Source organism: Streptomyces sp. NPDC088730 (assembly GCF_044751215.1).
In the GTDB taxonomy this organism is placed as follows: Bacteria; Actinomycetota; Actinomycetes; order Streptomycetales; family Streptomycetaceae; genus Streptomyces.
This window is the reverse complement of record NZ_JBIVLK010000023.1, coordinates 34,597-54,230: the sequence shown is the minus strand read 5'-3', so window position 1 is coordinate 54,230 and position 19,634 is coordinate 34,597. Positions and strand designations below refer to the sequence as shown.

At 70.6% G+C, this 19,634-nt stretch carries 15 protein-coding genes, 1 pseudogene and 1 CRISPR repeat array; of the genes and pseudogenes, 14 read left to right on the top strand and 2 right to left on the bottom strand.

The genetic code is table 11. From position 1 onward, the window contains the following. Positions 1-39 precede the first annotated feature (39 nt). From casA to ACIP89_RS35600, 9 genes and pseudogenes are all read left to right on the top strand, one after another. Entirely contained in the window at positions 40-1,650 is a 1,611-nt protein-coding gene (casA, locus tag ACIP89_RS35640; protein ID WP_402118590.1) for a type I-E CRISPR-associated protein Cse1/CasA, read from the top strand. After that, the gene (casB, locus tag ACIP89_RS35635; RefSeq protein ID WP_402118589.1) at positions 1,647-2,396 is read left to right on the top strand and encodes a type I-E CRISPR-associated protein Cse2/CasB; all 750 of its coding nucleotides are present in this window, start codon (positions 1,647-1,649) and stop codon (positions 2,394-2,396) included. Before casA ends, casB begins: the two co-directional genes overlap by 4 nt. A 74-nt stretch (positions 2,397-2,470) precedes the next feature. Continuing rightward, on the top strand, positions 2,471-3,652 hold the full coding sequence (gene cas7e / locus ACIP89_RS35630; protein WP_402118588.1) for a type I-E CRISPR-associated protein Cas7/Cse4/CasC: 1,182 nt from the start codon (positions 2,471-2,473) through the stop codon (positions 3,650-3,652). Continuing rightward, entirely contained in the window at positions 3,649-4,500 is an 852-nt protein-coding gene (gene cas5e, locus ACIP89_RS35625) for a type I-E CRISPR-associated protein Cas5/CasD (RefSeq protein WP_402118585.1), read from the top strand. Before cas7e ends, cas5e begins: the two co-directional genes overlap by 4 nt. Continuing rightward, positions 4,500-5,162 carry a type I-E CRISPR-associated protein Cas6/Cse3/CasE gene (gene cas6e, locus ACIP89_RS35620; protein WP_402118582.1) on the top strand — a complete coding sequence of 221 codons (663 nt, stop codon included), beginning with the start codon at positions 4,500-4,502 and terminating at the stop codon, positions 5,160-5,162. Before cas5e ends, cas6e begins: the two co-directional genes overlap by 1 nt. A gap of 71 nt (positions 5,163-5,233) precedes the next feature. Then, positions 5,234-6,151 (top strand): type I-E CRISPR-associated endonuclease Cas1e, encoded by a 918-nt coding sequence (gene cas1e, locus ACIP89_RS35615; RefSeq protein ID WP_402118611.1) that lies wholly within the window; start codon positions 5,234-5,236, stop codon positions 6,149-6,151. A gap of 25 nt (positions 6,152-6,176) precedes the next feature. Next, on the top strand, positions 6,177-6,488 hold the full coding sequence (gene cas2e, locus ACIP89_RS35610; RefSeq protein ID WP_401933708.1) for a type I-E CRISPR-associated endoribonuclease Cas2e: 312 nt from the start codon (positions 6,177-6,179) through the stop codon (positions 6,486-6,488). Positions 6,489-6,506: 18 nt separating this feature from the next. Further along, a CRISPR array of direct repeats spans positions 6,507-10,622; the repeat unit is 28 nt; unit sequence GTGCTCTCCGCGCGAGCGGAGGTGAACC. A 408-nt stretch (positions 10,623-11,030) separates the two neighbouring features. Then, positions 11,031-11,170: pseudogene (locus ACIP89_RS35605) on the top strand (peptidase C39 family protein); the annotation flags it as partial. 118 nt (positions 11,171-11,288) lie between these two features. Then, positions 11,289-11,438 carry an SCO1431 family membrane protein gene (locus ACIP89_RS35600; protein ID WP_401934069.1) on the top strand — a complete coding sequence of 50 codons (150 nt, stop codon included), beginning with the start codon at positions 11,289-11,291 and terminating at the stop codon, positions 11,436-11,438. Positions 11,439-11,512: 74 nt separating this feature from the next. On the opposite strand, the gene ACIP89_RS35595 is transcribed toward ACIP89_RS35600, so the two are convergent. Then, the gene (locus ACIP89_RS35595; RefSeq protein ID WP_402118579.1) at positions 11,513-12,787 is read right to left on the bottom strand and encodes a glycoside hydrolase family 18 protein; all 1,275 of its coding nucleotides are present in this window, start codon (positions 12,785-12,787) and stop codon (positions 11,513-11,515) included. Between the two features lie 393 nt (positions 12,788-13,180). Between ACIP89_RS35595 and ACIP89_RS35590 the strand changes: the two genes are divergently transcribed. After that, a complete protein-coding gene (locus ACIP89_RS35590) occupies positions 13,181-14,353 on the top strand; it encodes an acyl-CoA dehydrogenase family protein (protein WP_402118577.1) in 1,173 nt (390 codons plus the stop codon). A 455-nt stretch (positions 14,354-14,808) separates the two neighbouring features. On the opposite strand, the gene ACIP89_RS35585 is transcribed toward ACIP89_RS35590, so the two are convergent. Next, positions 14,809-15,210, bottom strand: coding sequence for a hypothetical protein (locus tag ACIP89_RS35585; RefSeq protein ID WP_402118576.1), 402 nt, complete (start codon positions 15,208-15,210; stop codon positions 14,809-14,811). Between the two features lie 202 nt (positions 15,211-15,412). On the opposite strand from ACIP89_RS35585, the gene ACIP89_RS35580 reads away from it, so the two are divergent. From ACIP89_RS35580 to fxsA, 4 genes are all read left to right on the top strand, one after another. Then, entirely contained in the window at positions 15,413-15,853 is a 441-nt protein-coding gene (locus tag ACIP89_RS35580) for an Lrp/AsnC family transcriptional regulator (RefSeq protein ID WP_024493538.1), read from the top strand. 46 nt (positions 15,854-15,899) lie between these two features. After that, positions 15,900-17,540: an amidohydrolase gene (locus tag ACIP89_RS35575; RefSeq protein ID WP_402118574.1), complete on the top strand. Its 1,641-nt coding sequence runs from the start codon at positions 15,900-15,902 to the stop codon at positions 17,538-17,540. 527 nt (positions 17,541-18,067) lie between these two features. Beyond that, on the top strand, positions 18,068-18,835 hold the full coding sequence (locus tag ACIP89_RS35570; RefSeq protein WP_401934084.1) for a polyprenol monophosphomannose synthase: 768 nt from the start codon (positions 18,068-18,070) through the stop codon (positions 18,833-18,835). A 66-nt stretch (positions 18,836-18,901) separates the two neighbouring features. Continuing rightward, complete coding sequence (gene fxsA, locus ACIP89_RS35565; protein ID WP_401934086.1) at positions 18,902-19,477, top strand: FxsA family membrane protein; 576 nt, start codon at positions 18,902-18,904, stop codon at positions 19,475-19,477. Positions 19,478-19,634: the final 157 nt, after the last annotated feature.

Genomic DNA, 19,634 nt, shown 5'->3' with positions numbered 1-19,634 from the left:
CGGCCTCCAGTGCTGTCTGAATGACGACAGGAACCCTCTATGCCGACCGGCACGTACAACCTGATCGACCAGCCGTGTGTCCCTGTGCGCTGGAAACCCACCGGTACGTCCGCCGTCAGCGGGCAGCACCCCGATCTGGTGGGGTTTCGGGAGCTCCTGCTGCGCAGCCACGACATCGAGTCGCTCGCCGTCGCCGACGCGCCCGCGCACTCCGCACTGCTCCGCATCCTCTATGCGCTCACAGCCAGGGTGGCCGACCTGACCGAGCAGGGTCCCGAAGGAGACTGGGACGAGCGCCGTCTGGAGGTTCTCGATGCCGGTCGGCTTCCGGCTGAAAAAATCGCCGCCTACTTCGAGGAGTACGAGGACCGGTTCTTCCTGTTCGCTCCGGGCGGGCGGCCGTGGATGCAGGATCCTCGTCTGGCCGAGCAGTGCGACGCGACGAACACGGCCGGGGTCAACAAGCTCATCGTCACCCGTCCTTCGGGCAACAACCACTCCTGGTTCCGGCACGACACGGATGCCAAGCCCGTACTGCCCACTGCTCCCGAAGCGTTCCTCAGCTTGCTGGTGTGGCACTACTACGGGCCGTCGGGGCGCTGTTCGTCCCGTGAGGTGAACGGCGTGAAAACCGCGTCCGCCACTGCCGGCCCGCTGCGCACGGCCCTGTCCTACCACCCCGAGGGCGACTGTCTGTTCGAGACGCTCCTCGCCGGCCTCGTACCGCCGGAGGACGCAGTGAACGGGGAGGAGGACCTGTGCCCCTGGGAACAGGAGGACCTGGCCGATCCGGATCGTCCACCGAGGCAGTCGTCGGGGCCGCGATCGCGGCACACGGGGCGCTCGCAGCACGCGCTGCTCCTGCTCCCGGACGAAGACGGCACCCATGTCCGGGACGCGTTCATCACCTGGGCGTTCCGGGGCGAGCGGATGCCGCGGGAGGACGACTTCCTGATCTGGCAGACCAGCCAGCAGGGCAACCGATACCCACGTCCGGCCGACGCGGGCCGGGCGCTGTGGCGGGACCTGGACGCGTTGCTCCTGCAGCACCCGCCGGCAGGCAGCGCGCACCCCCAGCAGCCACGGGTCTTCACTTCCGCGCCGCAGGTCTCGGAGAACCTGCGAGTGCGGGCACTGGGTTTCGACCAGGAGGGCCAGGCCAAGGACACGCAGTTCATTGACGCGAGCACCCCGGCTGTTCTCGGCTACGCCGAGGACAACGACCCTCGTACCGTGCCCGCGGTTGGCCGTCTGCGCCAGCACGGGGAGCTGTACGGGCGGCGGCTGGACCGAGCGGTGAAGCGTGCCTGGGCGGCCTATGTCAGTGAGGCCAAGGCGGACGGTGCGGCCTGGGCGGCAGAGGCCGGTGCCCGGTACTGGCCGGCCGCGGAGGCGGAGTTCTGGGCCCGTTTCCGTCTCCTCGACCGCACCGGTGACGTCGCCGACGGTGGTTTCGACCCGGCATCGACCCGGCGGGCGTTTGTGCGGCTGGCCGAGGAGGCGTACGACGCGGTGACCGAACCCGTCACCCGCACGCTGCGTGGCGCGAAGGCCGTCTCACAGGCACGCATCGACCTCTACGGCGGAAACCCGAAGACCCGGCCGGCTGTGCCCGGCCCCCGCGCGAAGACCAAGGAGCCCACCGCATGAGCACCCCCACCCAGCCTCCCCTCCAGGAGTCCGACAGCTCACCGACCGCGCCGGCCGGCGGATTTCCACGACAGGCCGGCAAACCGCGGGAAGGGCGGTCGCGGGCGTTCACCAGCTGGGTCGTGCAGGTCAGCCGGGAGGACCCCGGGGCCCGCAGCGCACTCAGGAGCGGGCTGCGCAAAGACCTCGACTCGGTGCGGCGTATGCACCGTCTGGTCGCCCCCTGGCTGCCCGAGTCCCGTTCCGAGGATATGGAGCGGGCGTATTACACGGTTGCCGCGATGATCGCCGCTCAGCCCCGCAGCGCAATGGCCGTTCCGGAAGGAACGGCCGAGAGCCCCGAACAACCCGACGCAGACAAGAGCCCTGCCGCAAAGGCCCGACGGCGGCGCGCGAGTCTCGGCACGGCATTCGCGACCGCGGTGACCGAGGGGCCGGGACGGGAGAAGGAGATGCGTACGGGGACAGCGGAAAGCCGTCTCAACCTCCTCACCCGCCAGAGCGTCAACGGCCTCCACCGGCACCTGCCCGGCACCGTCGGGTACCTGTGCTCAGTGGGCGTGGACGTCGACTGGGCGCAGATCCTCGACGACCTCAGCAACTGGCGCAAGGACTCCGGACGCATCTCCCGTACCTGGCTCCAGGACTTCTACCGGGCCAGGGACCGGGACCTGGCCCGGCGGGCCGACGAAGCCGACGAGCAGGACCTCGCCGTGGAGGCAGCAACTGCCTCGGCAGCCTCCTGACCGCCCACCTCACCCGACGCATGAACCACGCACCGCACACATCGCACAGCCATGGGCCAAGGAGCCGCATCACCATGAACATGCCCGCGCGTTTCATCGACATCCACATCATCCAGAGCGTTCCGTTCGCCAACCTGAACCGGGACGACACGAATTCCGTGAAGACGGTGCAGTACGGGAACGTGCTGCGGACCCGGGTCAGCAGCCAATCCTGGAAGCGCGCCGTCCGCAGCGTGTTCGAGGACCGTATCGGCCAGGCGGCACTGCGAACCCGCCGCATCGGAGAGCGCGTCACCCGCCTCCTTGAGGACCGCGGGTGGCCCTTGGACCTCGCCCAGAGGGCCGGGGCGCACACTGCTGCGGCCAGCAGCATCAAGTTCGAACTTGCGAAGGACCCGAAGGAGCCCAAGCAGGCCCTCGCCAACAAGGTCCTCACCAACGCAATGGTCTATGTTCCCGAAACCGCCGTCGCCGCACTCGCCGACCTGGCCGAGGAACACCGCGATGCCCTGGAAACCGCGAAGGACATCAAGAAGCCCGCCGACAAGAGCATCCTGCCCGCGGACAAGGTCGAGGCTGTGCTGCGCACCCGAAACGGCGTCATCAACGTCTTCGGCCGCATGCTCGCAGAGGTCGACAACGCAGGAGTGGACGGCGCCGTCCAGGTGGCCCACGCCCTCACCACACACGAGACCGACGTCGAACTCGACTACTTCTCCGCCGTCGACGACGTCACCGCCACCTGGAACGACCAGAGCGGCAGCGGACACATGGGCCACACCGAGTTCAGCGCCGGCACCTTCTACCGGTACGCGACCATCGACCTCCGCGACCTCGCCCACAACATCGGTGACGACCCCGACGAGCTCCGCGAGCTCACCGCCGCATTCCTCAGCGCCTTCACCCTGTCCCTGCCCCAGGCGAAGAAGAACGCAACCGCCCCCCACACCATCCCCGACCTCGCCCACATCTCCGTACGCACCGACCGCCCGCTGTCCTACGCCGCCGCGTTCGAGAGCCCCGTCACCGCAGCCGGCCAGGGCGGGTACGCCGGCCCGTCCCGCACCACCCTGTCCGACTACGCCGACGCCGCCAACCGCCTCCTCGGCACCAGCGGCATCCTCCATGCCGGCTGGGCCGGCATCGACGCCAAGGACCTCGACGGACTCGGCACCCGCCACACCGGCTTCGACGCCCTCATCGACACCGCCCTCACCAAGGCCCTCACCGCGCAGCCCGCCGGCGGCGCCGCATGACCACCACCCTCCTGCCCGCCCCGGAACCGGGGCTCCTGCTCCGCCTCACCGGGCCCCTGCAGTCCTGGGGCCTGCACAGCCACTTCAACGAACGCGACACCACCGCCTTCCCGACCCGCTCCGGCATCATCGGCATGCTCGCCTCCGCCCTCGGACGCCACCGCGACCACCCCATCGACGACCTCACCGCACTGCACATGACAGTGCGCACCGACCGCCCCGGCGTACTGCTGCGCGACCTGCACACCGTCGGCGGCGGACTCCCCGGCAAAGCAACGGTGACCACCGCGGAGGGCAAGAAGCGCCCCGGAGACACCGGCACCCTCCTCACCCACCGCTACTACCTCGCCGACGCCGCCTTCACCGTCGCCCTCACCACGACATCCCGTGAGGACGAGGCGCTCCTCGGCCAGTGCGCCGACGCACTGCGAGCCCCCCGGTGGCCGCTGCACCTCGGGAGACGCTCCTGCCCGCCAGAGGGCCCCGTCCTGATCGGGCAGAGCCACGACGCCCTGCACCACCTCATCCACCTGCCCCTCGCCGCATTACCGGCCCGCGGGGCGGAAAACACAGCGGTGGAGTTCCTCGCGGACCGGCCCCTCACCCTCCTGCCGGCCGCGGACCACATGGTCAGCGACACCAACCAGGACGGCACCCGCCCGTCCGGCGAACTCAACGACCAGCCCCTCAGCTATCACCCCAGCCGACGCGCCTACCGCGCCAGGCCCCTGTACCGGCGCACCCTGCTCCTGCCCAAAGCCCAGTTCGCCGGACTCGGAGCTCGACAGCTCGCCGCCTTGACCCACTACCTGAACACGCGGCTGAACACCACCGAAGGGAGCCGATGATGACGCTCTGGCTCACCCGCATCGTCCCCGACACCCGCTCCCAGGAAGCCCGACGCGACCTCGCGGGCGCAATCGGCATGCACCGCCGCATCATGAGCCTCTACCCCTCAGAAGCCGGCCCCGACCCCCGCGCCCGCTTCGGCGTCCTCTTCCGCACCGAAGACACCCCCACCGGACCGCACCTGCTCGTCCAGTCCACCCACGAACCCGACGCCAGCCGGCTCCCCGACGGCTACGGCACCACCCTCACCCGCCCACTCGACGCCCTCATCGACGCGATCCGCCCCGGACTCACCATCCGCTACCGGTGCGTCGCCAGCCCCGTCCGCAAACCCGGCGCCACCACCCGCGCCCTCTACAACCTCCCACCCGTCGTCCCGCTCACCGGAGCAGCAGCGGACGAATGGTGGCTGCGCCAAGCAGACCGGAGCGGGATCAAACCCCTCACCCACCACCCCCAACCCCTGGACGCCGCCCGAGGCGAACGGCGCCCCGACGGAGCCGCGCCCCAGCGCATCCGTCACGCCCGCACCCAGTTCGACGGAACCGCCGCCATCATCGACACCGACCTGCTCAAAGCAGCCATCCTCAACGGCATCGGACGCGGCAAAGCGTACGGATGCGGCCTCCTCAGCATCGCCCCCGCGAGGCAGCCCCAGTGACACCACGCTCGACAACAAGAGCCCTCACCACCGGTAACGCCCGTCGCAAGCTCGCCGCACCAACCGTCGCCATGCTCCCCCGCATCGCCGACTCCCTCTCCTTCCTCTACCTCGACATCGTCCGCATCCACCAGGACGACACCGGCGTCTGCGCAGAAGTCACCAGCGAACAACGAGGACCAGAAACCGTCTACCTCCCCACCGCCGCCCTCAGCTGCGTCCTCCTCGGCCCGGGCACCTCCATCACCGCACGAGCCCTCACCACCTTCGCCCGCAACGGCACCACCGTCCTCACCACCGGATCAGGAGGCGTCCGCTGCTACTCCGCAGCCGTCCCCGACTCCCTCACCACCCTCTGGCTCGAACGCCAGACCCGAGCGTGGACCAACGACACCCACCGCCTCGCCATCGCCCAGGCCATGTACGAACTCCGCTTCGGAGACGGCACCGCAACCGACGGCACCAACCTCGACAAACTCCGAGGAATGGAAGGCCAACGCGTCAAAGCCCACTACCAACTCCTCGCCCGCCAGTACAAGATCGGCCGCTTCCGCCGCGCCTACGACCCCACCTCCTGGGACACCCAGGACCCGGTCAACCTCGCCCTGTCCTCAGCCAACACCTGCCTCTACGGCATCGTGCACGCCGCGATCACCGCACTCGGCTGCTCACCCGCCCTCGGCTTCGTCCACAACGGCAACCAACAAGCCTTCGTCTACGACATCGCCGACCTCTACAAAGCCGAACTCACCATCCCCCTCGCCTTCTCCCTCCACGCATCACCCAACCCCGAAGGCGAAGCACGCCGCTCCTTCCGCCACGAGCTACGCCTCTTCCAGCTCCTGCCGCGCATCGTCACCGACATCCAGCAACTCCTCGACCCGAGCCGCACCTACGAAGGACCCGACCCCGAGGAACAGATGGTCGACCTGTGGGACCCGGTCGTCGGCTCCGTACCCGCCGGCATCAACCACGCGAAGCAACCATGACCCACGTACCGGAGGGACACGACCCGTGTCCTCAATGATCGTCATCTCAGCCACCGCCGTACCCGACCACCTACGCGGCGCTCTCACCCGTTGGCTCCTCGAAGTCACACCCGAGCTCTACGTAGGCACCGTCTCAGCCCGCGTCCGCGACGAACTCTGGACAGCCGTCGCCGCCTGCGCCGACGACGGGATGGCGGTCCTCGCACACCCTGCCGACAACGAGCAAGGCTTCCAACTACGCACAGCGGGCAGTCGTCGCCGTGAGCCCCTCGACTTCGACGGACTCACCCTGATCGCCTTCCAGCGTGAGAGTCAAGAGATGGCAAACCCCTCCTAACGGGCCAGGTCAGAGAGGGTGCTCTCCGCGCGAGCGGAGGTGAACCGGCGGCCCGGTTCGAGATCGAACAGGCCGAGACGTGCTCTCCGCGCGAGCGGAGGTGAACCGCCCCGCCGGATCATCCGGCGGGGCTTTTCCGTGTGCTCTCCGCGCGAGCGGAGGTGAACCGTTGGACTGTTGCTGGGCCTACCGATGGGGCATGTGCTCTCCGCGCGAGCGGAGGTGAACCAGGCGTAGAGCAGCTTCGCCCCGTGCCGGATGAGTGCTCTCCGCGCGAGCGGAGGTGAACCGGCGGCCGAGGACCGTGGTGAGCCGACCGCGAAGTGCTCTCCGCGCGAGCGGAGGTGAACCCTGGGCGCCATAGACGGCATGGCCAACCCCAACGTGCTCTCCGCGCGAGCGGAGGTGAACCGTCGGTGAGCAGCTGCACCAGCGCCATCGCGGCGTGCTCTCCGCGCGAGCGGAGGTGAACCGGCGGGGGCCGCGGGGACGTCGTCGTCATCGTCGTGCTCTCCGCGCGAGCGGAGGTGAACCGGTGCCAGCACCTCCGGCGGCGTCACGCAGGCCGTGCTCTCCGCGCGAGCGGAGGTGAACCGGTGCCAGCACCTCCGGCGGCGTCACGCAGGCCGTGCTCTCCGCGCGAGCGGAGGTGAACCGTTCTCGACGAACTTCCCGACCTGCTGGAGCGCGTGCTCTCCGCGCGAGCGGAGGTGAACCGGTGCCAGCACCTCCGGCGGCGTCACGCAGGCCGTGCTCTCCGCGCGAGCGGAGGTGAACCGGCCCCGCACGAGTCCTTGGCGTACATCGCGGGGTGCTCTCCGCGCGAGCGGAGGTGAACCGCATCGCTTATGGATGTGCCACTTGTCTATTAGGTGCTCTCCGCGCGAGCGGAGGTGAACCGCAGCCGAGGGAGCCGTTGGGGGCGGTCCAGTCGTGCTCTCCGCGCGAGCGGAGGTGAACCGTCGATCAGCCTGCGGGAGATCATCGAGCGCGCGTGCTCTCCGCGCGAGCGGAGGTGAACCGCACCCGGTACGAACTCACCGGAACGTTCACCAGTGCTCTCCGCGCGAGCGGAGGTGAACCGAGCTTGATCGTCTCGTTCAGCGTCGCTTCCAAGTGCTCTCCGCGCGAGCGGAGGTGAACCGAGTACCGGCGAGTCCGTGACGGTCTCCCACGTGTGCTCTCCGCGCGAGCGGAGGTGAACCGACTCAGCGAGTTGTGGCGAACTGATATCAGTTGTGCTCTCCGCGCGAGCGGAGGTGAACCGGTCGCCGACCACGGTGTTGACGCTCTCCGCTAGTGCTCTCCGCGCGAGCGGAGGTGAACCGCCCTTCCGCGCGGTGCCCTTGGAGTGGAACCCGTGCTCTCCGCGCGAGCGGAGGTGAACCGATGCCGTGCTTGTCGTAGCTGAACCAGGAGTCGTGCTCTCCGCGCGAGCGGAGGTGAACCGAAGAAGGCGGCCGCCGTTCTGCCGCAGCCCTTGTGCTCTCCGCGCGAGCGGAGGTGAACCGTGGTCTTCCAGCTCCTTCCGGGCCGACGTCGAGTGCTCTCCGCGCGAGCGGAGGTGAACCGGCGCAGTCGCGCGGGGACCAGCTGGCGGCCGAGTGCTCTCCGCGCGAGCGGAGGTGAACCGGCGCAGTCGCGCGGGGACCAGCTGGCGGCCGAGTGCTCTCCGCGCGAGCGGAGGTGAACCGCGATACCCCGGCACTATGAAACACGACTCGCCGTGCTCTCCGCGCGAGCGGAGGTGAACCGATGGCCCTCACCGGGCAGACCAAACACGCCGGGTGCTCTCCGCGCGAGCGGAGGTGAACCTCGACCTGGTCCATCCACGCGAGCAGGCCGGGCGTGCTCTCCGCGCGAGCGGAGGTGAACCGTGGTCCAGGAACTTCGCCCACGGCAGGAACGGGTGCTCTCCGCGCGAGCGGAGGTGAACCACCTGAACTTGTCGGGGGGCTTCGTGTCTGCGTGTGCTCTCCGCGCGAGCGGAGGTGAACCGCTCGGACTCATCCTCGCCGGATACGTCGGCCGGTGCTCTCCGCGCGAGCGGAGGTGAACCGACCGTGGCGCACTGGGTGCCGATCACCCGGCAGTGCTCTCCGCGCGAGCGGAGGTGAACCGGCGGAGACCGCGCGGCTGCGACTGCTGGTGACGTGCTCTCCGCGCGAGCGGAGGTGAACCGCGCGACAAGACCGTCACGACCATGCTCGATCCGTGCTCTCCGCGCGAGCGGAGGTGAACCGCTAAAGAGACGCTGGACGACGTCTCCGAGGCTGTGCTCTCCGCGCGAGCGGAGGTGAACCGCAGCTCCCCCGGTTCTGGTGGCTCTACATCCGGTGCTCTCCGCGCGAGCGGAGGTGAACCGAACTCGATCTGGCCCCCTAGCAGCCACGTCTCGTGCTCTCCGCGCGAGCGGAGGTGAACCTATGTCCCGCAGCGCGCGGTCAATGACCAGCTGGTGCTCTCCGCGCGAGCGGAGGTGAACCGAACAGCTACGACGCGACGAACGCCCCGTCCGAGTGCTCTCCGCGCGAGCGGAGGTGAACCGTCGGTCACGCTGAAGGCGCCGACCGGCGTCAAGTGCTCTCCGCGCGAGCGGAGGTGAACCGCACCGGCGGCAGCCCGAGTGGGACGACGCCGCGTGCTCTCCGCGCGAGCGGAGGTGAACCGTCCGCGGGCTCGCAGCCGTCGCCCATCGCCGGGTGCTCTCCGCGCGAGCGGAGGTGAACCGGGCGGTTCGTCGCTGTAGCCTCCGGGGAACCCGTGCTCTCCGCGCGAGCGGAGGTGAACCGCTCAGGCATGGGTGTACCCCGGTACGTAGATCGTGCTCTCCGCGCGAGCGGAGGTGAACCGAGATCCGGAAACGCGACCCCGTTCGCATCGCTGTGCTCTCCGCGCGAGCGGAGGTGAACCGCCGAACAGCGCTACCGAGCCGCGAACCTCCGGGTGCTCTCCGCGCGAGCGGAGGTGAACCGCGGCGAACCGGCTCAGCCCGGTTCGTTGATCGGTGCTCTCCGCGCGAGCGGAGGTGAACCGACGACCACGACCGTCAACCTTGCCGCCGGTCTGTGCTCTCCGCGCGAGCGGAGGTGAACCGCGCTCTTCAAAGCTCGTGCCGCGCCACACGGTGTGCTCTCCGCGCGAGCGGAGGTGAACCCCGGTCATGACCGAGGCTGACGCCAGGGATCTCGTGCTCTCCGCGCGAGCGGAGGTGAACCTTCCTGCTCTGGTCCGGAGAGCTCGCCTGCACCGTGCTCTCCGCGCGAGCGGAGGTGAACCCTCATCTGGCACGCCCTCGGCCACCTCTACGACGTGCTCTCCGCGCGAGCGGAGGTGAACCGCCGAACATGGTGGTGATCTGCTCGACCAGGCCGTGCTCTCCGCGCGAGCGGAGGTGAACCGCCGAACATGGTGGTGATCTGCTCGACCAGGCCGTGCTCTCCGCGCGAGCGGAGGTGAACCGACGGGGGCGCCCGGGCCGACACGTCGGCCGCTGTGCTCTCCGCGCGAGCGGAGGTGAACCGGTCTCCTGGACGAGGGCGGCGTGGTTCGATGCGTGCTCTCCGCGCGAGCGGAGGTGAACCGCCCTTGCGCAGCAGCGCGAGGGTGCCGAGTGCGTGCTCTCCGCGCGAGCGGAGGTGAACCGCGCCGCACCTCGGGTAGCGGCGGCGGCCAGGGGTGCTCTCCGCGCGAGCGGAGGTGAACCGTCCGGGCCCGCCGCGAAATCCTCCACCACGGTGTGCTCTCCGCGCGAGCGGAGGTGAACCGGAGTCCTGGCAGGCCCTGACGGACGGTGAGAGGTGCTCTCCGCGCGAGCGGAGGTGAACCGGACCTGGTCCGGGACATCTGGGCTGCGTGGAGGTGCTCTCCGCGTGAGCGGAGGTGAACCACCACGACCCGCTCCCCGTCGCCGCACCGGCGAGTGCTCTCCGCGCAAGCGGAGGTGAACCGGCGAGGTGGTTGAGGCCGGGGGCGAGGCGGTCGTGCTCTCCGTGCGAGCGGAGGTGAACCGACGGGCGCTGGCTTCCGCACGGTGCCGCTCACGTGCTCTCCGCGCGAGCGGAGGTGAACCGCCATGTTCGAGAACGAGCCTGAGCGCTGAGCCGTGCTCTCCGCGCGACCTCCGGACCGGCCTCGGCCGCGTACCGGACGACCTGTGCGAGGGGGCGGGCTCCGCCACACACCGCCGTGGTTGTCGTATACCCAGGAAGCGGGCTTCCCGGGAAATGCGGCAAGTGCCTGCCTTGACGTCCCACACAGGCTCACATGCGAACGATTTCCCTACGCTTGCTCCTGCTGCTCGCGAGGACGGCAGCGAGGAACGCCGGCTGCACCAAGTGGATGGTCAGCCGGGTGGCGAGGGTGGGCAAGTCAGCACCGATCCAGCACGACGCACCGAACGGACCGGAACGGACGCCAGCAGAAGTCAGCGCCAGGTCAGGATCATCGTGTCTGCGCTCGATTTGCTTGTGCTCTCCGTATCGCTGACCTGCATGTTTGCATGGGAGGGCGTCACGTGATGATTAAGGCCCCTCCCATTTGGAGGCGATCCGGCTCCGCACCAACCGCTACAACGCGAGCGGCAGTGTGGTTTCCGGCACAGGCGGCGCCTGCTGCCTCCACTTCCCCGCGCTCCCGACCCCGCCCAGCGCCGGGCTCTGGCGGCTCGCGGCATCCGCTGACGCACTCCGCGGCGCTCCGGGGGAGTGACGCAGCTCTCTACCCCGGGGGCCGGTCCGGCTGGCACTGTGGTCGGGTCCTCGGGGGACACCGACTGCCCGGCCGACCGAACGAGATGCCATGACCGCGACTGCCGCCGCAACCACCACCGCCCGCCGCCGTACGCGGACCGGCGGGCCCGGAGACCGCTCCAAGCTGCTGGAGGACGTCCTGGGCTGGACGCTCGTCGTCGTCATCGCCATGTTCGTCACGCAGCTCGGCCTGATGTGAGCGACGGGCGGACGTGACGGTGGGCGGGGAGCTCGCCCGGCTCCCCGCCCACCGTCATGCTTGTCGTGCCGAGGTCAGCTGATCGCCTTGATCAGCTCGCCGTCGGTGGTGTCACCGCTGAGCTCCCAGAAGAACGTGCCGCCGAGGCCCTGCTCGTTCTTGTAGCCCATCTTGGTGCCGATGGTGGCCGGGGTGTCGTAGCTCCACCAGTTGGTGCCGCAGAGCGCGTAGGCCGTGCCGCCGACGGTGCCGGTGGCGGGGCAGCTGTTCTTGAGGACCTTGTAGTCCTCGATGCCCGCCTCGTACGTGCCCGGGGCGGCGCCGGTCGCCGTGCCGCCCGGCTCGGCCTGGGTGACGCCGGTCCAGCCGCGGCCGTAGAAGCCGATGCCGAGCAGCAGCTTGGAGGCGGGGACGCCCTCGGCCTTCAGCTTGGCGATGGTCGCCTCGCTGTTGAAGCCGTCCTTGGGGATGCCCGAGTAGGAGTTCAGCGGGGAGTGCGGGGCTGTCGGGCCCTTGGCGTCCCACGCGCCGAAGTAGTCGTACGTCATCGGGTTGTACCAGTCGACGTACTGTGCGGCGCCGCCGTAGTCGACGGAGTCGAGCTTGCCGCCGTCGGAGGCGTCCGCGCTGATCGCCGAGGTGACCAGGTTGTCACTGCCGAACTTGGAGCGCAGGGCGGACAGCAGGTTGCCGTACGCGTCAGGGCCGCTGGTGTCGCACGTCAGACCGCAGTCGTTGGGGTACTCCCAGTCGATGTCGATGCCGTCGAAGACATCGGCCCAGCGCGGGTCCTCCACCAGGCTGTAGCAGGAGTCCGCGAACGCCGCCGGGTTCTTCGCGGCCTCACCGAAGCCGCCGGACCAGGTCCAGCCGCCGAACGACCAGAGGATCTTGAGGTCCGGGTGCAGCTTCTTCAGCTTGCGCAGCTGGTTGAAGTTGCCGGCCAGGTCCTGGTCCCAGGTGTCCGCGACCCCGTCGACCGACTGGTCGGCGGTGTAGGTCTTCTCGTAGTCGGCGTAGGAGTCACCGACGGTGCACTTGCCGCCCTGGACGTTGCCGAAGGCGTAGTTGATGTGCGTGAGCTTGTCGGCCGAGCCCGACGTCTCGATGTTCTTGACGTGGTAATTGCGGTCGTAGACACCCCAGTTGGTGAAGTAGCCGACCACCTTGCTGCCGGCCGCGGTGGGGGCGGCGGGCGCTGCCGCCGGGGCGGCGGCCTTCAGATCGACGGGGGCCGCGCCAGCGGACCCGGTGCCCGCGACGCCCAGCAGGGCGGCGCCCAGGGCGGCGGTACAGGCGGCAGCGGCGAGCGCCCGGAGGCGGGCTCCCGGGCGATGCAGTCCGATCATTGTTGCTCCTCGTGGGGGAGGGGGCTTGCCGATGGACGACCGGCTCTCTGCGCTTGCATGGAATTGGCATGAACGCGGAAAGCCGGTTCGCGGTGAACCGTAGATGGACTAGACCAGTTGGGTCAATGGTTCGGACCAATTCCGCTGACCGCTCGCCAGGGCGGCCCGCGACCGCGCGCCGTGGCCGAAGTGCCCGATCACCCAGTGACGGATACCGTCCTATCGGGCATACTCAAGCCGCCACGGCCGCTGACCGGCATCTCTCGCAATCCGGGAGGGCAACATCGGCTGGACCGCAGTCTTTTCGGGCCTCGCCCGGAGATCCACCGGCGGCGCCGCACACACCCCGCGCGCGCGACCGCCGCAACGCCCGACAGGGAGGAGAGCGCCGTCATGCCCGACCGTGCCCCGCAGTCAGTGGAACGCCGTCTGCCCACAGAGGAGTCCAGGCAGCTCATCGCGCTCGTCCGCGACATCGCCCAGCGGGAGATCGTGCCGCGGGCGGCCGAGGAGGAGGACGCCGGCCGGTTCCCGCGTGAGGTCTTCACGCTGCTCTCCGGCTCCGGCCTGCTCGGACTGCCGTACGACTCCGCCCACGGCGGCGGCGACCAGCCGTACGAGGTGTACCTCCAGGTCCTCGAAGAGCTCAGCGCCGCCCGCCTCACCGTCGGGCTCGGCGTGAGTGTCCACTCCCTCGCCTGCCACGCGGTCGCCGGATACGGCACCAAGGAGCAGCAGGCCGAGCACCTCCCGGCCATGCTCGCGGGCGGCCTGCTGGGCGCCTACTGCCTCTCGGAGCCCGCCTCCGGCTCGGACGCCGCGTCGCTGCGCACGAAGGCCGTACGGGACGGGGACGGCTGGGTCATCACCGGCACCAAGGCGTGGATCACCCACGGCGGCGTCGCGGACTTCTACACGGTGCTGGCCCGTACCGGCGCCGACGGTGCCCGCGGGATCACCGCCTTCCTCGTTCCCGGCGACGCCGACGGACTGAGCGCGGCCGTCCCCGAGAAGAAGATGGGCATGAAGGGCTCGCCCACCGCCCAGCTCCACTTCGACGGTGTCCGGGTCCCGGACACGCGGCGGATCGGTGAGGAGGGGCAGGGCTTCGCGATCGCGCTGTCCGCACTCGACTCCGGCCGGCTCGGCATCGCCGCGTGCGCCATCGGCGTGGCCCAGGCGGCGCTGGACGAGGCCGTCGCCTACGCCACCGGCCGCGAGCAGTTCGGCCGCCCCATCGCGGACTTCCAGGGACTGCGCTTCATGCTCGCCGACATGGCCACCCAGATCGAGGCGGGCCGGGCCCTCTACCTGGAGGCGGCCAGGCTGCGTGACGCGGGCAGTCCGTTCTCGCGGCAGGCGGCCATGGCCAAGCTGTTCTGCACGGACGCCGCGATGCGGGTCACCACCGACGCCGTCCAGGTCCTCGGCGGATACGGCTACACGCTGGACTTCCCCGTCGAGCGGTTCATGCGCGAGGCCAAGGTGCTGCAGATCGTCGAGGGCACCAACCAGATCCAGCGCATGGTCATCGCCCGCCACCTCGCGGGTCCTGAGACGCACTGACCCGCGGCGGCCGGTCCGACCACACCGGCGTCGTCATGATCCGGTTCCACTCCTGGTCATGGCGGCCCGGCATGGTCCTGCCGGTGCCCTCCCAGTACCGGAGCATCGCCCGGTAGACGGGGGGATCGGTCGAGTGGGGCACCCGGCGCGGCGGTTCGGACCGCGGCGCCGGAGAGGAAACGGGCTGCGGAACCGATTCTTCGGACGCCGGAACGGCGAGCCGGCGTCGACCGGGGCCGGCCGTGGAATGCAGCAGGGTCATGCCAGGCCAACGCAGGGGGGCCGGGCCGGGTCACTGTCCGGCCGATTCGGGCGCCCGTTCGCCAGGTCTCCGGGCGGCTCGGGCGCCGGAGCGGTCCGGTTCGCCGACCGCACCACGCCGGCCGGGCCGTCGTGGTGCGGCGTGGTGGTGCCGCGCCGGCCGGTTCGCGGATCCGCGAAGGCGGCGGCCGGGATCAGGCGGCCTCGCGCCGGACCTGGTCCGGTGTCCGGAACGGGCGGGAGGTGCTGCCCCCGGCGTGCGAGAACGGCTGCATCCTCCAGTCGAGCCCCTGAGGGAGCGTCAACAGCAGGGCCGTCTCCTGCTCCTGGACTTCGGGCGACTCGTCCGCGGGCCGCGCATTCGACGCCGGGCGGCCGGTACCGGCGCACACGGTGAGGACGAACGGGTTCCACGGGGACGGGCACAGCGCGTGCTCCGGCAGCACGGTCTCGTCCGCCAGGAGCGCGATCGGCTGTGCGCAGTCCGGGCAGGTGACCCGGTACATCTCAAGCGTGTCGTACGCGTCGGGAGCGGTGTCCTCGAACGGATCAACGGGCTCCGGTTCGGTACGTCCGGTGACCTTCAGGCTCTGCATGGGAAATTCCCCCCTCGGTGGGCCGACAAGGCGCCGTGGCCTCGGCCAAAGCAAGCACTTCCCGTCGTGGATCGGCGGTAACCGCGAGGTGCTCGGCTACCGGCCCGTAGACCTGTGGCATTCATCACACGACCACGACCGGGTGCCCTTCGCGGCTCCCGCGGCTGTGCCTGGAGGGGCCCGGGGCCATAGATTGATCCATATGGAGGAGCTGGACCGTCAAATCGTGGAGTTGCTCGTCAAGGACGGGCGGATGAGCTACACCGACCTGGGCAAGGCCACCGGCCTGTCCACCTCGGCCGTTCATCAGCGGGTCCGCAGGCTGGAGCAGCGCGGGGTGATCCGGGGCTATGCCGCGGTCGTCGACCCCGAGGCCGTCGGCCTGCCGCTGACCGCGTTCATCTCGGTCAAGCCCTTCGACCCGAGCGCCCCGGACGACATCGCGGAGCGGCTCGCCGGAGTCCCGGAGCTGGAGGCGTGCCACAGCGTCGCGGGCGACGAGAACTACATCCTGAAGGTGCGCGTCGCGACCCCGCTGGAGCTTGAGCACCTGCTGACACGCATCCGCTCGCTCGCCGGGGTCTCCACCCGCACCACGGTCGTCCTCTCCACGCCGTACGAGGCGCGGCCGCCGCAGATCTGAGGGGCCGGGCACGGGGCGGGACCCGGCAGGCGGGAGACTGGTCACCATGACCGAGAGCACCGCCCCCCAGAGCGAACACCGCACCGTGCTGCTGCGCGGTGGAGACGTCCACAGTCCCGCCGATCCCTTCGCCACCGCCATGGTGGTCGAACGGGGCCATGTCGCCTGGGTGGGCTCCGAGGGGGCCGCCGACGCCTTCGCGGCCGGCGTGGACGAGGTGATCGACCTCGACGGGGCGCTCGTCACCCCCGCGTTCACCGACGCCCACGTCCACACCACGTCGACCGGCCTGGCCCTCACCGGGCTGGACCTCTCCGGTGCCCGCACCCTGGAGGAGGCCCTCGCTCTCGTACGGGCGTACGTGGCGGCGCACCCCGCGGAGCGGGTGGTCCTGGGGCACGGCTGGGACGCCACGCGCTGGCCGGAGGGACGTCCGCCCTCGCGCGCCGAGCTGGACGCGGCGGCCGGCGGCCGGGCGGTCTACCTGCCCCGGATCGACGTGCACTCGGCGGTCGCCAGCACCGCGCTGCTGGACCTGGTCCCCGCGATCGCCTCGATGGCCGGCTATCACCCGCAGGAGCCGCTGACCGCCGCCGCCCACCACGCGGTGCGCGCGGCCGCCCACGGCGCCGTCTCGCCGCTCCAGCGGGCCGACGCCCAGCGTGCCGCGCTGGACCGTGCGGCGTCCCTGGGCATCGGCACGGTCCACGAGTGCGGCGGCCCCGACATCTCCGACGAGGAGGACTTCCGCGCGCTGCTGAAGCTCGCCGCCGGACGGCGCGGACCGCGGGTCTTCGGGTACTGGGCCGAGCGGGTCGCCGACGGGGAGGACGCCCGGCGCGTCCGGGAGCTGGGCGCGGTGGGCGCCGCCGGGGACCTCTTCGTCGACGGCTCGCTCGGCTCGCACACCGCCTGCCTGCACGAGCCGTACGCCGACGCCCCGCTGACCGGCACCGCCCACCTGGACGCCGCGCAGATCGCGGCCCATGTCGCGGCCTGCACGGAGGCCGGGCTGCAGGCGGGCTTCCACGCCATCGGGGATGCCGCGCTCACCGCCGTCGTCGAGGGCGTCAGGGCAGCCGCGGAGAAGGTGGGCCTGAGCCGGGTGCGGGCCGCCAGGCACCGGATCGAGCACGCCGAGATGCTCACCCCGGAGACCGTCGCCGCCTTCGCCGAGCTGGGGCTCACCGCCTCCGTCCAGCCCGCCTTCGATGCCTCCTGGGGCGGCGAGGAGGGCATGTACGCCCAGCGGCTGGGCGCCGGGCGGGCGGGGACCCTCAACCCGTACGCGGCCCTCCTGCGGGCCGGTGTGCCCCTCGCGTTCGGCTCCGACAGCCCGGTGACCCCGCTCGACCCGTGGGGGACCGTGCGGGCCGCCGCTTTCCACCAGACGCCCGAGCACCGGATCTCCGTGCGGGCCGGCTTCACCGCCCACACCAGGGGCGGCTGGCGGGCCGTCGGCCGCGACGACGCGGGCACCCTGGTGCCGGGCGCCCCGGCCGACTACGCGGTCTGGCGCACCGAGGAGCTGGTGGTCCAGGCCCCGGACGACCGGGTCGCCCGCTGGTCGACCGACCCGAGGTCGGGGACGCCCGGACTGCCGGACCTCAGCCCGGGGGCCGCACTCCCGGTCTGCCTGCGCACCGTCGTGTTCGGACAAACTGTCTACGTACGGCCGAACGAGTGACGTGCGGACATTTCGTACCGCCGATCGAAGGTGCCCCGGTTCTCCCGCGACCTGGGGATCTCCGGTACTGACCAGGCAAGTTCGGTAAAGGACGCAGGTCAGGCAACTATTGACAGAATGCGCCCACCGGCCGGTAGGTTCGGCCGAGTCCACCACAGGACGTCCGACCGGTTAAACCTCCACGCAGTCGTCGAACGCCGCTGGGTCGTGGGGTGGTGTGCCGCACCGGCGCACCACCGCTCACAGCCAGGTTCAGCGCCCGCGCCTCGGGGGCGAGGGAAGGTTTCAGCCGGACGGAGGGTGCGACCCGGGTGGGGCCCGGACGTTCAGTAGACAACGGCTCTAGGTCGACCCGCAGCCGGCGGGTCCCAGGTCGGCCCGAAGGACGCCGGGCCCCGATCCGCAGTTCTGTCCCTACTTCCGCTCTTCTGTCCGCCGCCACCGCCGAACCGCCCCGACCGGGTCGGTCTGCGGCCCCGCCACGCTGGATATGGTGTGCATCTGCGTACGGACTTAAGGGGCAGTTAGTGAACGACGGCGGTCAGAGGCGATACGGCCCGCTCGGCAGAACCTTGGTGATCATTCCGACCTACAACGAGGCCGAGAACATCAAGCCGATCGTCAGCCGGGTGCGCGCCGCCGTACCGGAGGCGGACATCCTGGTCGCCGACGACAACAGCCCCGACGGCACCGGCAAGCTGGCCGACGAGCTGGCCTGCGCGGACGACCATGTCCATGTGCTGCACCGCAAGGGCAAGGAAGGGCTCGGCGCGGCCTATCTCGCCGGCTTCCAGTGGGGGATGGAGCACGACTACGGCGTGCTCGTCGAGATGGACGCGGACGGCTCGCACCAGCCCGAGGAGCTGCCCCGGCTGCTCACCGCCCTCAAGAGCGCCGACCTGGTGCTGGGCTCCCGCTGGGTCCCGGGCGGGCGCGTGGTCAACTGGCCCAAGTCCCGCGAGATGATCTCGCGCGGCGGCAGCACCTACTCGCGGCTGATGCTCGGGCTCCGCACCAGGGACGTCACGGGCGGATACCGGGCCTTCCGTACGGAGACGCTGAAGGGGATCGGCCTCGACGAGGTCGCCTCGCAGGGCTACTGCTTCCAGGTCGACCTGGCCCGCCGCTCGATCGAGGCCGGCTACCACGTCGTCGAGGTCCCGATCACCTTCGTGGACCGGGAGGTCGGTGACTCCAAGATGAGCCGGGACATCCTCGTCGAGGCCCTCTGGCGGGTGACCGCCTGGGGCGTCACCACCCGCACGAACCGGGTGCTGGGGCGCCGGACGCCCTGACGCCCCGGGCCGGATGATCTTCACCCCCTTACCGCGCGCGGACGCGCGGCCAGGCACACTGGGGGTATGACGACCGGCACACCGCCCCCGACCGCCCGCCGGCGCTCCCGCGCCCGGACCCTCGTACCTCTCGCCATCGCCGCCTGGGCGGTGCTGGAGATCTGGCTGCTCATCGTGGTGGCGGACGTGGCGGGCGGCTTCACTGTCCTGCTGCTCCTGGCCGCGGGTGTCGTGCTCGGAGCCGTGGTGATGAAGGCGGCGGGCCGCCGCGCCTTCCGCAACCTCACCGAGACGCTCCAGCAGATGCCGGGGCAGCCGGGGGCGAGCGGCTCCTCGCCCGCCCCTTCGAGCAGCAGGGGCAACGGCTTCCTCATGCTCGGCGGACTGCTGATCATGATTCCGGGGATGATCTCGGACGTCGCCGGACTGCTGCTCCTGGTGCCGCCGTTCCGCTCCGCGCTCAGCAGGTACACGGAACGCTCGCTGGAGAAGCGGATGCGCGCGGCGGCCCCCGGTGGCCTCTCGGACGCCTTCCAGCAGGCCCGGATGCACCGGCCGGACGGAAAGGTCGTCCAGGGCGAGGTGATCCGGGAGGATCCCTCCCGGCCCGACGAGAACCCCCGCCCGCCCCTGACGCCGTAATCCCTGGCGCCTCCACGCCTTGAGGCTCGTCAGGGCGTGAAGACGTGGAGACAGAGCTGCGGGGCCCCCCACCACACGGTGGGGCGGCCCCCCCGCGGGGACAATGAGGTTGCACACCGGGCCGCCACCAAACCAGCGGGCCCCCGGATCCCCGGCC

What these genes read in the sequence shown, in the direction of transcription:
- cas1e (WP_402118611.1), top strand. Translation starts at nt 5,234, where the DNA reads ATGCTCCCCCGCATCGCCGACTCCCTCTCCTTCCTCTACCTCGACATC.
- ACIP89_RS35585 (WP_402118576.1), bottom strand. Translation starts at nt 15,210, where the DNA reads ATGCAGAGCCTGAAGGTCACCGGACGTACCGAACCGGAGCCCGTTGAT.
- cas7e (WP_402118588.1), top strand. Translation starts at nt 2,471, where the DNA reads ATGAACATGCCCGCGCGTTTCATCGACATCCACATCATCCAGAGCGTT.
- ACIP89_RS35595 (WP_402118579.1), bottom strand. Translation starts at nt 12,787, where the DNA reads ATGATCGGACTGCATCGCCCGGGAGCCCGCCTCCGGGCGCTCGCCGCT.
- ACIP89_RS35600 (WP_401934069.1), top strand. Translation starts at nt 11,289, where the DNA reads ATGACCGCGACTGCCGCCGCAACCACCACCGCCCGCCGCCGTACGCGG.
- ACIP89_RS35590 (WP_402118577.1), top strand. Translation starts at nt 13,181, where the DNA reads ATGCCCGACCGTGCCCCGCAGTCAGTGGAACGCCGTCTGCCCACAGAG.
- casB (WP_402118589.1), top strand. Translation starts at nt 1,647, where the DNA reads ATGAGCACCCCCACCCAGCCTCCCCTCCAGGAGTCCGACAGCTCACCG.
- ACIP89_RS35580 (WP_024493538.1), top strand. Translation starts at nt 15,413, where the DNA reads ATGGAGGAGCTGGACCGTCAAATCGTGGAGTTGCTCGTCAAGGACGGG.
- cas6e (WP_402118582.1), top strand. Translation starts at nt 4,500, where the DNA reads ATGACGCTCTGGCTCACCCGCATCGTCCCCGACACCCGCTCCCAGGAA.
- fxsA (WP_401934086.1), top strand. Translation starts at nt 18,902, where the DNA reads ATGACGACCGGCACACCGCCCCCGACCGCCCGCCGGCGCTCCCGCGCC.
- ACIP89_RS35575 (WP_402118574.1), top strand. Translation starts at nt 15,900, where the DNA reads ATGACCGAGAGCACCGCCCCCCAGAGCGAACACCGCACCGTGCTGCTG.
- cas5e (WP_402118585.1), top strand. Translation starts at nt 3,649, where the DNA reads ATGACCACCACCCTCCTGCCCGCCCCGGAACCGGGGCTCCTGCTCCGC.
- casA (WP_402118590.1), top strand. Translation starts at nt 40, where the DNA reads ATGCCGACCGGCACGTACAACCTGATCGACCAGCCGTGTGTCCCTGTG.